A 12,720-nucleotide genomic window follows, 5' to 3' on the forward strand; every position below is an offset into this window, starting at 1 on the left:
CCTCCTGTTGAATGACACACTCCATAGCATGGACATGATCGGCCATTTTTCAAGCCTACCACTCCAGGCTGGTCTCCCTGAGCAGCGCCATTTCACGCTTCGCCGACTGAAGATGTTCCAGCAATTGCTCGCCCAGGGACGCCTGAGCGCCTACGGCGATCATGGCGGGGTTATGCACCTGACGGCGGGCTGCGCCCTCGTCGCCATGCAGCTTCTCCAGTTGCGCTGTGAGCCACGCCAGCCAGCTATCCGGGCGCTGCAGCTCGTCACGCAGGCGCTGCAGCTCGGCAAGAGCCGGGCCGTCGCTGGCCAGCAGCCGCCGCCAGTCATGATCCGGCAAGCGCGCATGCTCGGTGACCTCTTTCAACAACGACACCAGCGCCAGCTCGAACAGCGCCAGCGCGCCCTCCTCCAGCGCCATCTGACGGGCAGCAGCGTGCTCGTCATCGCCCACCGGAAGCCCAATCATCAGCTCGGCTTGATAGACGAGCTGGTTAGTACGCGAACGGGCACTCACTTGCGCTTGTCCTCCACGTGCCATTTACCGCCTTCGTAGGTGGCTTTCCAGCCCGTGGCCTTGCCCTCTTCGTCGGTCATCACGTACTGCTCTTTATTCTTGCGTGAGTAACGAATCTGCGCCGGGCGGCCGTCCGGGTCTTCGCTGGGCGCCTTGAGCAGGAAGTGGTACTTCTCGGGCAGCTCATCGGCATGGGCCTTCAGCTCGTGAACCAGCGGTGGGCGTGTTTCACGGTTCTTGGGGAACTTGCTGGCCGCCAGGAACAGGCCGCTGGCACCATCACGCAGCACGTAGTGGTCTTCCACCTTCTGACAGGCCAGCTCCGGCATGGGAATCGGGTCCATCTTGGGCGGTGCCACTTCGCCGCTGCGCAGCAGCTTGCGGGTGTTCTTGCACTCGCTGTTGGTGCAGCCGAAATATTTACCGAAGCGTCCGGTCTTGAGCTGCATGTCCGAGCCACACTTGTCGCATTCGATCAGCGGGCCATCATAGCCTTTGATCTTGAATTTGCCGCCCTCGACTTCGTAACCATCGCAATCCGGGCTGTTGCCACAGATATGCAGCTTGCGGGTTTCGTCGATCAGATAGTTGTCCATGGCCGTGCCACACTTCGGGCAGCGACGCTTGGCGCGCAGTGCATCGGTTTCTGCCTCTTCCCCGGCATCTTCAGCCACGGCTTCTTCACCGGGAATGAGGTCGATGGTGGTCTTGCAACGCTCCTTGGGCGGCAGGTTGTAGCCGCTGCACCCCAGGAACACACCGGTGGAAGCGGTTCGAATCTGCATTTGACGGCCACAGCTGGGGCAGTCGATGTTGGTCGCCACCGGCTGATTGGGGCGCATCCCTTCATCGCTCTCGGCCTTGGCCAGCTCATGACGAAACTCGTCGTAGAAAGCATCCAGCAGCGCCTGCCAGTTGCGCTCGCCCTCGGCGACTTCATCCAGGCTGTCTTCCATGCGCGCCGTGAAGGAGTAATCCATCAGGTCAGGGAAGGACTCCTTGAGGCGCTCGGTGACGATATCGCCCAGCTTTTCGGCATAGAAGCGGCGGCTTTCCAGCTTCACATACCCCCGATCCTGAATCGTGGAAATGATCGAGGCGTAGGTAGATGGACGCCCGATGCCCTGCTTCTCCAGCTCCTTGACCAGGCTGGCTTCGGTGTAACGTGCAGGCGGCTTGGTGAAGTGCTGCTGAGGGTCGAGCACTTCGAGCCCCATGGGCGTGCCGGTAGGCAGGTCGGGGAGGGTCTGATCCTCGTTCTTGCCGGTCGGCTTCATGACTCGGGTGTAACCATCGAACTTGAGCACGCGCCCTTTGGCACGCAGCTCGTAGCCATCGACCTCGACACTCAGGGTGCTGGAAAGATACTCGGCCGGGGTCATCTGGCACGCCACGAACTGCCGCCAGATCAGCTCATACAGGCGCTCGGCGTCACGCTCCATGCCCACCAGATCCGTGGACTTGCGCTCCACGCTGGAGGGGCGGATCGCTTCGTGGGCTTCCTGTGCGCTCTCTTTGCTGCTGTAACGGTTGGGCGCTTCGGGCAGGTAGCGCTCCCCATACTCATCACCAATAAACGAACGCACGCTCTCGACCGCATCCTTGGACAAATTGGTCGAGTCGGTACGCATATAAGTGATGTAGCCAGCTTCATACAGCCGCTGGGCCATGGTCATGGTCTTCTTGACCGAGAACCCTAGCCGCCCGCTGGCCGCCTGCTGCAGCGTCGAGGTAATGAAGGGAGCGGTGGGCTTGGAGCGTGTCGGTTTGTCTTCGCGAGACGTGATCGACAATTTGGCCTTGCGCAGCTTGGCAATTCGCTCCAGGGTCTCTTTTTCCGAAGTGGGGCGGAAGGCCTGGCCATCCTGCCGCGCCAAAGCAAAACGCACCAGCTCACCCTCGGGCGAGACCAGGTCCGCATGCACGTCCCAGAACTCTTCGGGGATGAAGGCGCGAATTTCCCGCTCACGCTCGACGATCAAACGCACGGCCACCGACTGTACACGGCCGGCAGACAGGCCACGGGCAATCTTGGCCCACAGCAGCGGCGAGAGCATGAAGCCCACCACGCGGTCGAGGAAACGGCGCGCCTGCTGAGCTTCCACACGGGGGATGTTCAGCACACCGGGGGTCTTGAAGGCATCCTGGATGGCATTCTTGGTGATTTCGTTGAACACCACGCGCTTGTAGCGGCTGTCGTCACCACCGATGGTTTCCCGCAGGTGCCAGGCAATCGCCTCCCCCTCGCGGTCCAAATCCGTGGCGAGATAGACGGCATCGGCTTTTTCGGCCAGCTTCTTCAGCTCGGCCACGACCTTTTCCTTGCCGGGCAGAATGTCATAGTTGGCCGCCCAGCCGTTGTCCGGGTCGATACCCATGCGGCGAATCAACTGGTCGTGGGCCTTGCGCTGCTTGTACTCGGCTTTCTCTTCCGCTGACATCTTGCGCGTTGCCGCGGCCTGGCGAGCGCGCTCCTTTGGGTCGGAGGCTGCCTTACCCGAGCCGCTGGTCGGCAGGTCACGGATGTGACCTACGCTCGACTTCACGATGAAATCGTTGCCGAGATACTTATTAATCGTCTTCGCTTTCGCGGGCGATTCGACGATGACCAGTGACTTGCCCATAGTGCTCCACTTTCCTGATGCCGAGGCGCTATCGCCCCGGCGCTAAATACGTTGTCGCCCTAAATCATGCCTTGGCGACCATGAGAAAAATGCGCCTACCCTACCCCAGCCCTTGCCCAAGCGCTAGTAGCAACCTTGTGCAGCGGTACACACGATGAGGTAGTGCCTCCTCGAAGAGGCCGTCGCAATCGACCGTGCTTTTTTTATATCGAGTAGCTAGACACTAGACTGCCGTATAGCACTCGGCAACCTTAAGCGGGGTTCTCCAACCAATCGCCCCCGCTGAAAAGCGGGGGCGTCGGCGGTGATGACACGAACGGCTAGCGCTTGCGTGACGTTCCGCGCCGCGCATTGGCTGACCTGGTCGCAGGCTTTTTAGCAGCCGCGGCAGGGGCTGAAGATGCCGCTGAAGGCTTGGCTTCCTGAGTGGTCGCGCCCTCGGTGTCGGTATCGGTGACGACTTCGGCCTTGGCCTCTGACTTGTTCTCAGGCTTGACCTGAGGCTTGGTGTCAGGTTCAGCCTCCAAGCTGTCGGCGGTTGCAGGCAGCGCAGGACGCGCTTGACCAAACAGCGCCTTGACCTGTTCGAAACGCTCGGCGGCATGGGCAGTCAGCTCACCGCTGGCCGAGAACACGTGCTCCAGATGCTCCAGGTGACCATCGATGGCCGCATTGTCCTCACCTTCCAGCAACACGGGCAGCGTGCTCAGGGCCTGTTCGCGATCCAGCTTGAGAATGAAGAACTGTTCACGCACCAGGCGCTTGAACTCGCTCAACGAGCTGCTGGGCTCGAGCTTCGCACGCGAGGCGCGCAACCGCTTGAAGTTGCGCTCGTCGGTGGCGGGCGCACCGCCCAGCACGTAGATCACCGCTCGCATCACGGCTGCATGCGGGCCACCTTGGGTGATTTGCTTGCGCAGCTCATCCTGCTGATGCTGGATGAAGCGACGATGCTCCGGCTCGGCACCCGGACGGCGACGATGCACATGGGCATCACCATAAAGCCCGACGGCCGCCTGCAGCAGTGGCTGGCCATAGATATCCATGAACAGTCGCTCGGTGCTGCTGTCCCTGAAATCGCGCCAGGCATTGAGGCTGGCGACGATCTGATCCGAGGCCATGGTCTCGAACGCCTTGAACACGTTGTCCTGCCCTACCGGCTCACGATGCTTGCGCACGTAATCGGCCATCACCGGCAGCGGCACGCTCAGCGGGTTGCGGTCCGACAGCAGCTTGTAGCCCAGGCGAATGGGGTGCATGCGTCGGATCCAGCGTGCGGCCTCGGGCGTCATTACCGCCTGCAGCCAGGGCTGCATGTAAATCCGATACAGCCCGAGATTGATCTCCGAGATGCGTGCAACGGTGGCGAAACGGCGGTCATCTTCGGGCTTGTGCATGACATCCCGATCCAACTCCTCGAAGTTGCGCGGGTTGAATTCGAGCAGGTAGTCACGCTCGATCAGCTCGGCATCGGCTCGTTCACTGGCATGGGAAATCGTCGTTTCGTAAAGCCCTGGCGGCATCACGTCGATGTAATCCATATTGGCCGTGAATTCGGAGTGTTCCTTGCGGGAAACGCTGCCGGAAACGAAGATTCCCAGATGGCCCGTGGTGTCATGCAGGCAGTAGATGATGGTCTGGTCGTTGGCGATGATGTCCTCTTCGCCTTCGTACAGATCACGGATCCATCCCAGCGCCTGCGGCGGCGGGGTAATGTCGTCGCCACGGGAGCAGAACACCACCACCGGCGAACGCACGTTGCGCAGATCGATGCGGCGCCCGTCGCGGGTCACCAGCTGGGCCGTGGAGAGCCGGTTGCCCACGAACAGATTATCGACGATGTACTGGATTTCTTCTCCACCCAGCACCACGTGACCACCCCACCAGCGCTCGAACTCAAGATAACGCGAGGTTTCGGTGTCGATATTGGCGTACAAGTGGTACTGCTTTTTCCAGTAGGTGTTGGCCGGGTTCAGACGCTCGAAGTTCTGCACCAGCCAGGCGCCATCGAACAGACCATTGCCCATGTCACTGGTCAGCGCCGTGATCCAGCTACCGCCCACCATGCCGCCGGTATAGCGCATCGGCGCCTTGCCGTGCTCGCCCGCCCAGTAAGAGAGCGGCGCACCGGCAATCAGGATGGGTCCGAACACATCGGGCTCCAGTGCCGCTGCCATCATGATCTGCCAGCCCGCCTGACAGTTGCCTACCACCATCGGCTTTTCAGTGGTTTCTGGATGCAGCTCGATGACATGACGCAGGAAAGCGATTTCGGCTTCGACCACATCCTCGACCGTTTGGCCGGGCTCTGGAAAGGGCAGAAAGCCAATGAAATAGCACGGGTGACCCGCCTTGAGCGCCACGCCCAGTTCGCTGTCGGGCTTGAAGCCGCCGATGCCTGGGCCATGCCCGGCCCGTGGGTCGACCACCACGAACGGGCGCTTGCTGGGATCGGTGACCGTATCGCCCTTGGGCAATACGCGCAGCAGTTCGTAATTGGTCGGGTTGGGCAGCGTCCGTCCGTCCATCAGCACTTCGGTATCGAACCCTAGCACGTTGGGCTTGGTCTGCTCCATGTGGGCCAGGTACTGGTTGCCCCGTTCGCGCATCACATCCCAGTACAGCACATTGCGCTCGACGCTATCGCGCCAGTAGCTCAAGGCAGCACGGCCAAACCCGAACGGGTCCATCATGCTCGTCAGCGCGCTGTTGCCCAGAGTGGGGGAAAGCAAGGGATTAGCGAGAAAGTTCATAGAGTCTCCCGTGGGGTTGATGCGGGGCACCAAGCCCGAAGCCATGATGCTGCAATGCAGTATAGTTTAGGCCACTCCTTGCCAGACGTCGATCATTACCCATGCATGAACCATTGAGCGACAGCGATTCAAGGCGTTAGCGGGCAAAGGATGGTAGCATTTCGACATGGACCCACGCGCTTGGGAGTCGCTGACGCTGACCGAGCACGTTTACCTCGAGGTGGTTATGTCATCCCCGTCGCTGCTCAACCGCTTGACGTTTCGCCAACTGCAGGTGTTTCAGGCCGTACATCGCCAGCGCTCGTATTCGCGTGCCGCCGAACAGCTGGGCCTGACTCAACCCGCCGTGAGCGCCCAGATTCGCCAGCTGGAGCAGGCACTGGGGCAGCCGCTGTTTCGCTATGCCGGTAAAACCCTGCATGTACTGCCTGCGGCGGATACGCTGGCGCTTTCCACTCGGGAAATCTTCGGGCAGCTCTCGCGCCTGCAGATGCACCTTTCAGATATTAACGGCAAGATCAGCGGCAAGTTGAGCATTGCAGCGGTTTCTTCTGCCCAATACGTGGTGCCCTACCTGCTGTCACGCTTTCGCGCCCGCTACCCCGATGTGCAGCTACGCCTGAAAGTATGCAACCGCAGCCAGGCACTGGAGCGCCTCGCCGACCAGCAGGATGACGTGGTCATCATGGCCATGGTGCCAGAGGACGATGGCTTGGTGGTCATGCCGGTATTGGAAAATGAGCTGGTGGCCGTGGTATGGCCGGAGCATCCGCTGCTCCAACTGGCCAACCCTACCCTCTCGGACTTTGCCCGCCACTATGTATTGATGCGTGAGCCGGGGTCAGGCGTGCGCAGCGCCTTCGAGCAGCTGGCGGTCGATCAGGAAGTCGGGCTGCCCCACCGTATCGAGCTGGGCACCAACGAAGCGATCAAGCAAGGCGTGATGGCGCATCTGGGCGTGGCGGTACTGCCGCGCATGGCCATTCAGCTGGAGCTGGAACAGGGGCTGCTGGCCACGCTGGCGCTGCCCCACTTTCCGATCCGCCGCGCCTGGTGCACCGTCTATCGCCGCGACCACTTCCCCACGCCGGTGGCGGAGCTGTTCTTGCGTTTCACCCGCGAACACCTCAGCGAGCTGCGTGCGCATTTCCAGGCGCCCCCCAGCCCCCTCCCCAGCCACGGCGTTTCCTGCCTGCCAGGCCTGAGCGTCGAACAGACCCCGTGATGCGCGACGGTGTCTTGTTGATTGCCAGATATGTTACATTATCTACCACCTACGTATCAGTTAGCGTGACTCGAGGCTCTCTCCTATGAGCAACACCCCTTCCCAGCGCGTGCCCAGCGGCGAAAAATTCCGCAACGAACACGGCATGACGGTGATCAAGGACGGCATGAAGCAGCGCAAGGCGCAGGCCGATGCGCCCGCCCTTGAACGCAAGCCCAAATGGCTGCGCGCCCAGATTCCAGGCGGCGAGCGTTTCGAAGCCGTCAAGAAAAACGTATCGACTCACCGGCTGAGCACGGTGTGCGCAGAATCCCACTGCCCCAACATGGGCGAGTGCTGGAGCAACGGCACCGCGACCATCATGCTGATGGGCTCCGTCTGTACCCGCGCCTGCCGCTTCTGCGCGGTGGACACCGGCAATCCCAAGGGTTGGCTGGACAAGGAAGAGCCCGAGAATACCGCCAAGTCCGTCGAGCTGATGGGCCTGCGCTATATCGTGCTGACCTCGGTCGACCGGGATGACCTGGAAGATGGCGGTGCCACGCACTACGCCTCGTGCATTCGCGCCATCAAGGCACGCACCCCCGAGGTCGTGGTGGAGGCTTTGACGCCGGATTTCGACGGCGATCAGGCCGCCATCGAGCGCGTGGTCGACTCCGGCCTGGAAGTGTTTGCCCAGAACGTGGAAACCGTGGAGCGGCTGACCTCCAAGGTACGCGACCCGCGTGCCGGTTACCGCAAGACGCTGGACGTATTGGCCCATGCCAAGCGCCACCGCCCGGACGTGATCACCAAGACCAGCCTGATGCTGGGGCTGGGTGAAACGGAAGAAGAGATTCTGCAGACGTTCGACGACCTGCGCGCCATCGGTGTGGATATCGTCACGCTGGGGCAGTACCTGCGCCCCACCAAGAACCATCTGGCAGTAGAGCGCTATGTCACGCCGGAAGAGTTCGAGCGCTATCGCGTGCTGGGCCTCGAGAAGGGCTTCATGGAGGTTCCCTCCGGCCCGCTGGTACGTTCGAGCTACCGCGCCGACCGCGTGTTCGAAAAGAACAACCTGGGCCTGGCCGCCCCTGCCGCAGTGCCTGGCCAGGAAACCGACAGCAACCGTATTCCGGCCTTCAACGTCGGCTGATACCCCGCACGAATGTCACCGGCATGCCCTTTCGGCATGCCGGTGAACCCGTCTTTTGCAGCACTTACTCGATCACGACGACGCCGAATCCACCAGTGATCGGCCTAGCTGCTCCGCCAGCGCCAGGGCCAGTGCCCCCCCGATATCTGCGCCATCGTCCAACGCTACCAGGTCGCCCAAGCGCGTCACCTGCATGCCTGCATAGCCACAGGGGTTGATGCGGCCAAACGGCGACAGGTCGCCGTCCACGTTCAATGCAACACCGTGGTAACTGGCCCCTCGACGAATGCGCAGCCCCAGCGATGCAATCTTGGCCTCCCCCATCACCGTGCGGGTATACACGCCCGGCGCATCCGGCTTGGCCCAGGCATCGACACCATGGCGGGCCAGCACGTCGATCACCGCATTTTCCAGGGCGCTGACCAGCTCACGCACACCGATCTTGCCACGCCGCACGTCCAGCAACGGGTAAAGCACCACTTGCCCAGGCCCGTGGTAGGTCACTTGGCCGCCACGGTCGGTATTGACCACCGGGATATCGCCCGGCATCAGCAAATGTTCGGGTTTGCCCGCCTGCCCCTGAGTGAAGACCGGGTCGTGCTCGACCAGCCAGAACTGGTCGGGCGTATGCTCGTCACGGCAGTCGGTGAGCTCGCGCATGGCTTCCCAGACAGGCTGGTAGGGCCGACGCCCCAGGCGGTGCAGCTCGATGGGTGCGGGGCTCATATCACACCACCATGTGCACGCGGCCCGTGGCTTTCAGCTCATCGAACAGTCTGGCCAGCTGTTGTTCACCGGTAGCCACGATGGTCACCCGTACCGATTGGAAGCGGCCATTGCGACTATCCACCACCTGCAGGGTGGTTTCGTCGAAATCCGGCGCGTGCTTGACGATGACCTGGCATACACAAGCGGGAAAATCATCCGCCGCATCGCCTACCACCTTGAGCGAGTAGTCGCAGGGAAAAGTGATCTTGGGCGGCTCACTGGCCGTAGAGGGCTGGCGCAGGTCACGCAGCGGAGACTTGGTATCTTTTTTCATGGGTTGCCTATCTATGACGAATGCTAAAACGAATGAAACCCTGACGATGACGCCAGAGCTTCTGGTTGCGACCGGGAGGCTGGGGCATCGCAGGCAGGCCACGTCGGCCTGCCCAGCGTGCTCGAGGCTCGTCAGCTTCTGAAGTTGCCGATCAGGTTGCTGAAGAAGCGCTGCACCTGATCGAAGAAGCGCTTGAACAGGCCGCCCTCTTCGACGTTTTCCAGCGCCACCAGCTGGCGCTCGCCAACCATTTCGTCACCCAGGTAGACTTCCAGAGTACCGACTTCGTCGCCAACGGCAACGGGCGCACTCAGGTCGCTATCCAGATTCAGACGCGCGCGCAGCTCTTCGTTACGGTTGCGCGGCAGCGTCATGAAGACTTCACCATCGACACCCACGCGTAGTTCATTGGTGTCACCACCCCACACCCGCGGCGTGGCCAATACGGCACCGCGCTCATAGAGCTTCATGGTTTCATAGAAGCGGAAGCCGTAGCTGAGCAGCTTCTGGGTTTCTTGGGCGCGAGCCTCTTCGGAGCTGGTGCCCATGACCACGGAGATCAGGCGCATGCCATCACGCTCGGCAGACGACACCAGGCAGTAGCCCGCTTCGGTGGTCCAGCCGGTTTTCAGACCATCCACCGACGGGTCACGCCACAGCAGACGGTTGCGATTGGGCTGGTCGATGCCGCCAAAGGAGAAGTTGCGCTGTGAGTAGATGGCGTAGTGGTCAGGGTAGTCGTTGATGATGTACTGAGACAGGATGGCCATGTCTCGCGCCGTGGAGTAGTGCTGGTCACCCGGCAACCCGGTGGCGTTCTGGAAATTGGTGTTGTGCATGCCCAGGCGCGTGGCATGCTGGTTCATCAGGTCGGCAAACGGTGCTTCGCCGCCGGCCAGATGCTCGGCCATGGCCACGCTGGCATCGTTGCCGGACACGATGATGATACCGTGCAGCAGATTATCCACCGATACGCGGTCGCCTACCTCGATGAACATCTTGGAGCCACCGGTACGCCAGGCATTTTCGCTGATATTGACCATGTCGGTCAGGTTGATGGTGCCACGGTCCAGCTCCCGCTCGACCAGGTAGGCGGTCATCAGCTTGGTCAGGCTCGCCGGCGGCAGGCGCTCGTCGGAATTGTGCTCGGCGAGAATACGTCCGCTATTGGCATCCATCAAAATCCACGAGCTGGCCGCCAGCTGTGGAGGTGCCGGAATGATGGTCTGGGGTTGCGGCTGAGGAATCACCTGCGCCGAAGCAGGGATCGCCACGACGGTCATGGCAGCGAAAAGACACAGCTTGGCGGTCCGGCGAATCGATATCAATACATTCATCACACACGTCTCACTTACATTGGGTGGCAGCAGAGTGACGCTGCCGGGTGACTAAATTGGAACGCATTATCGCACTATAAACACTTGAGGAAAGCCCGCCCGGCGCAGATCTTCTCGGGCCTGGTTTTCCTGGGCAGGACTGACGGGCCCTACCTGAACACGATGCACCTCGGCCTCGCTTTTCACACGCACGCCATGGGCCAACTCACCTGAAAGGCGCTGCTGCAATTGCTGGGCACCCTCTGCCGTGCCTAACGCGGCAATTTGCAGGAAGATGCCGTCGCCGCTTGCCTGAGCGGGCGCTGGCGAAGGGGAAGACGCTGGCGCAGCCGGGGCGCTCACGACACTCGGTGCCGACGCTGCGGGTACCGGTGCGCTTACCGCCGTCGAGCGGGCCGCCTCCCCACCTCGACCACGCTCTGCCAACCATTGCGCCGGGTCGATGGCCTCGACGCGAACAGGCCCCGTGCCATCATCCAGAATGCCCAATCGAGCCGCAGCGGCGTAGGAAAGGTCGATTTCACGATCGCTGTGGAAAGGGCCACGGTCATTGACGCGTACGATCACCGAACGGCCATTGGCCAGGCTGGTGACACGGGCAAAGGTCGGCAACGGCAGCGAGCGATGCGCCGCCGTCATCTTGTACATGTCGTAGATCTCACCGTTGGAGGTGGCGTAGCCATGGAATTTTTCACCGTACCAGGAGGCCGTGCCCTGGCGAGCATAACCCCGCGAGTCCGGCAGTACACGGTAGGTTTCGCCCCACACCTCGTAGGTGGGGCGATTGCCTGCACGTGAGGGCTCCTCGATGCGCGGCTCGGCATCGGGCACCTGGCTGACGTCCGGCGGTGCTACCGGATAGGCATCGCCGGACATGGCATAGCGTTCGCCGCTGGGAGCGGCGCTGGCCACGGGCGAAGCACTGGGCTGCGACGCGGCGCTGCCGCTGTCACGCTGCGGCGCTTGGCTGGCACAGCCGCTCACCAGCATCGCCAACACGAGAGAACCGCTCACATAACGGGCATTGGTCAACAGGTTAGTCATGCTCACTCTCAAACTGATGCTGGATCGCGTCCGCCAATTCGGCCACGGCCATGCCGTAAAGGTGGCTGTGATTGTAGCGAGTAATCACATAGAAGTTGAATTCACCCAGACGGTAGCCTTGCTCATCTTCTGAAAAATCCAGCAATAGCGGCACCACGGGGGCATCAGGGGCCAGCGGCGCCTCGCTAGTGATGCCCTGCTCCACCATGTCGGCGGCGGTCAAGGAGGGGCGCGAGGTCTGGTTGAAGGCGATGCCTTCGGGGGCTTCCTGTGGGCCGACGGCATCGTGGTAGATGGCGCCATCACGCTGCCAGCCATGCTCGGCAAAGTAGTTGGCTACGCTGCCGATGGCATCGACCGGGTTGTTCCACAGGTCGCGAATGCCGTCGTCATCGAAATCGACCGCGTAGGCCTGGTAACTGGTAGGAATGAACTGCGGATAGCCCATGGCCCCGGCGTAAGAGCCGTAGAGCGTTTCCGGCTCGACACCCTGCTCGTAGGCAATGGCCAGGAAAGCGGCCAGCTCGCCACGGAAGAAGCGCCCCCGCTGGGGGTGATGAAAGGCCAGCGTTGCCAGCGAATCGAGCACCTTGTGCGTGCCTTTGTGGCGCCCGTAATAGGTTTCCACGCCGATGATGGCGGTAATCACCTCAGGAGCAACACCAAAGACTTCTTCGGCACGCGCCAGCGTCTCGGCATGCTCGCGCATGAACTCGGCACCTTCTTCGATACGCTGCTGGTTCAGAAAAATATCGCGATATTCGAACCAGCGCAGACGCCGTTCTGCCGCCCCCGCCATGGCATCCAGCACGTTCTGGCGAAATGTCGCCTGCTCCAGCGCTTGCGTCAGCCACTGCTCGGGTACGCCCTGCTCCACCAGTTCACTGACCAGTTGGCGCGTCTGCTCGTTGACGCGGGGGTCGAAATCGACCTCCTCGGCCGCCCAGGTGGCCGAGGCTGAACATGCCATCAGCGCCGCCAGTAAATACCCGCCCGCTCTTCTTCGCGCCCTGTTCATTTGCTTACCACTCCTGTGAAAA

The 12,720-nt window shown here is 61.7% G+C and carries 10 protein-coding genes; 2 read left to right on the forward strand and 8 right to left on the reverse strand.

What is annotated here, in order from left to right; all coding sequences use genetic code 11:
• Nucleotides 1-55: 55 nt before the first annotated feature.
• The 3 genes from LG409_RS10180 to LG409_RS10190 all read right to left on the reverse strand — a co-directional run bounded on the left by LG409_RS10180 (nucleotide 56) and on the right by LG409_RS10190 (nucleotide 5,894).
• Nucleotides 56-517 carry a DUF6586 family protein gene (locus LG409_RS10180; RefSeq protein ID WP_039179786.1) on the reverse strand — a complete coding sequence of 154 codons (462 nt, stop codon included), beginning with the start codon at nucleotides 515-517 and terminating at the stop codon, nucleotides 56-58.
• Nucleotides 514-3,141: a type I DNA topoisomerase gene (topA, locus tag LG409_RS10185; RefSeq protein ID WP_039179783.1), complete on the reverse strand. Its 2,628-nt coding sequence runs from the start codon at nucleotides 3,139-3,141 to the stop codon at nucleotides 514-516. Before topA ends, LG409_RS10180 begins: the two co-directional genes overlap by 4 nt.
• A 320-nt stretch (nucleotides 3,142-3,461) precedes the next feature.
• A complete protein-coding gene (locus LG409_RS10190) occupies nucleotides 3,462-5,894 on the reverse strand; it encodes a DUF3141 domain-containing protein (RefSeq protein ID WP_227406590.1) in 2,433 nt (810 codons plus the stop codon).
• Between the two features lie 226 nt (nucleotides 5,895-6,120).
• Between LG409_RS10190 and LG409_RS10195 the strand changes: the two genes are divergently transcribed.
• Together LG409_RS10195 and lipA are read left to right on the forward strand one after the other, a co-directional pair.
• The gene (locus tag LG409_RS10195; protein WP_039179984.1) at nucleotides 6,121-7,119 is read left to right on the forward strand and encodes a LysR family transcriptional regulator; all 999 of its coding nucleotides are present in this window, start codon (nucleotides 6,121-6,123) and stop codon (nucleotides 7,117-7,119) included.
• An 85-nt stretch (nucleotides 7,120-7,204) separates the two neighbouring features.
• Nucleotides 7,205-8,257, forward strand: a complete 1,053-nt coding sequence (gene lipA, locus LG409_RS10200) for a lipoyl synthase (protein ID WP_016914094.1) — start codon at nucleotides 7,205-7,207, stop codon at nucleotides 8,255-8,257.
• 72 nt (nucleotides 8,258-8,329) lie between these two features.
• On the opposite strand, the gene lipB is transcribed toward lipA, so the two are convergent.
• The 5 genes from lipB to mltB all read right to left on the reverse strand — a co-directional run bounded on the left by lipB (nucleotide 8,330) and on the right by mltB (nucleotide 12,650).
• Nucleotides 8,330-8,983 (reverse strand): lipoyl(octanoyl) transferase LipB, encoded by a 654-nt coding sequence (gene lipB, locus LG409_RS10205; RefSeq protein ID WP_039179778.1) that lies wholly within the window; start codon nucleotides 8,981-8,983, stop codon nucleotides 8,330-8,332.
• A gap of 1 nt (nucleotide 8,984) precedes the next feature.
• Nucleotides 8,985-9,299: an HP0495 family protein gene (locus LG409_RS10210; RefSeq protein WP_227406591.1), complete on the reverse strand. Its 315-nt coding sequence runs from the start codon at nucleotides 9,297-9,299 to the stop codon at nucleotides 8,985-8,987.
• A gap of 131 nt (nucleotides 9,300-9,430) precedes the next feature.
• Nucleotides 9,431-10,636, reverse strand: coding sequence for a D-alanyl-D-alanine carboxypeptidase family protein (locus LG409_RS10215; RefSeq protein ID WP_039179772.1), 1,206 nt, complete (start codon nucleotides 10,634-10,636; stop codon nucleotides 9,431-9,433).
• 66 nt (nucleotides 10,637-10,702) lie between these two features.
• A complete protein-coding gene (locus LG409_RS10220; protein WP_144983138.1) occupies nucleotides 10,703-11,680 on the reverse strand; it encodes a septal ring lytic transglycosylase RlpA family protein in 978 nt (325 codons plus the stop codon).
• Nucleotides 11,673-12,650, reverse strand: coding sequence for a lytic murein transglycosylase B (mltB, locus tag LG409_RS10225; RefSeq protein ID WP_096922827.1), 978 nt, complete (start codon nucleotides 12,648-12,650; stop codon nucleotides 11,673-11,675). The genes LG409_RS10220 and mltB overlap by 8 nt, the downstream gene beginning before the upstream one ends.
• Between the last annotated feature and the right edge of the window lie 70 nt (nucleotides 12,651-12,720).

This window comes from Halomonas sp. NyZ770 (genome assembly GCF_020616575.1).
GTDB classification, from domain to species: domain Bacteria; phylum Pseudomonadota; class Gammaproteobacteria; order Pseudomonadales; family Halomonadaceae; genus Vreelandella; species Vreelandella hamiltonii.

What these genes read in the sequence shown, in the direction of transcription:
- topA (WP_039179783.1), bottom strand. Translation starts at nt 3,141, where the DNA reads ATGGGCAAGTCACTGGTCATCGTCGAATCGCCCGCGAAAGCGAAGACG.
- LG409_RS10220 (WP_144983138.1), bottom strand. Translation starts at nt 11,680, where the DNA reads ATGACTAACCTGTTGACCAATGCCCGTTATGTGAGCGGTTCTCTCGTG.
- mltB (WP_096922827.1), bottom strand. Translation starts at nt 12,650, where the DNA reads ATGGCATGTTCAGCCTCGGCCACCTGGGCGGCCGAGGAGGTCGATTTC.
- LG409_RS10210 (WP_227406591.1), bottom strand. Translation starts at nt 9,299, where the DNA reads ATGAAAAAAGATACCAAGTCTCCGCTGCGTGACCTGCGCCAGCCCTCT.
- LG409_RS10195 (WP_039179984.1), top strand. Translation starts at nt 6,121, where the DNA reads ATGTCATCCCCGTCGCTGCTCAACCGCTTGACGTTTCGCCAACTGCAG.
- LG409_RS10190 (WP_227406590.1), bottom strand. Translation starts at nt 5,894, where the DNA reads ATGAACTTTCTCGCTAATCCCTTGCTTTCCCCCACTCTGGGCAACAGC.
- lipA (WP_016914094.1), top strand. Translation starts at nt 7,205, where the DNA reads ATGAGCAACACCCCTTCCCAGCGCGTGCCCAGCGGCGAAAAATTCCGC.
- lipB (WP_039179778.1), bottom strand. Translation starts at nt 8,983, where the DNA reads ATGAGCCCCGCACCCATCGAGCTGCACCGCCTGGGGCGTCGGCCCTAC.
- LG409_RS10215 (WP_039179772.1), bottom strand. Translation starts at nt 10,636, where the DNA reads ATGAATGTATTGATATCGATTCGCCGGACCGCCAAGCTGTGTCTTTTC.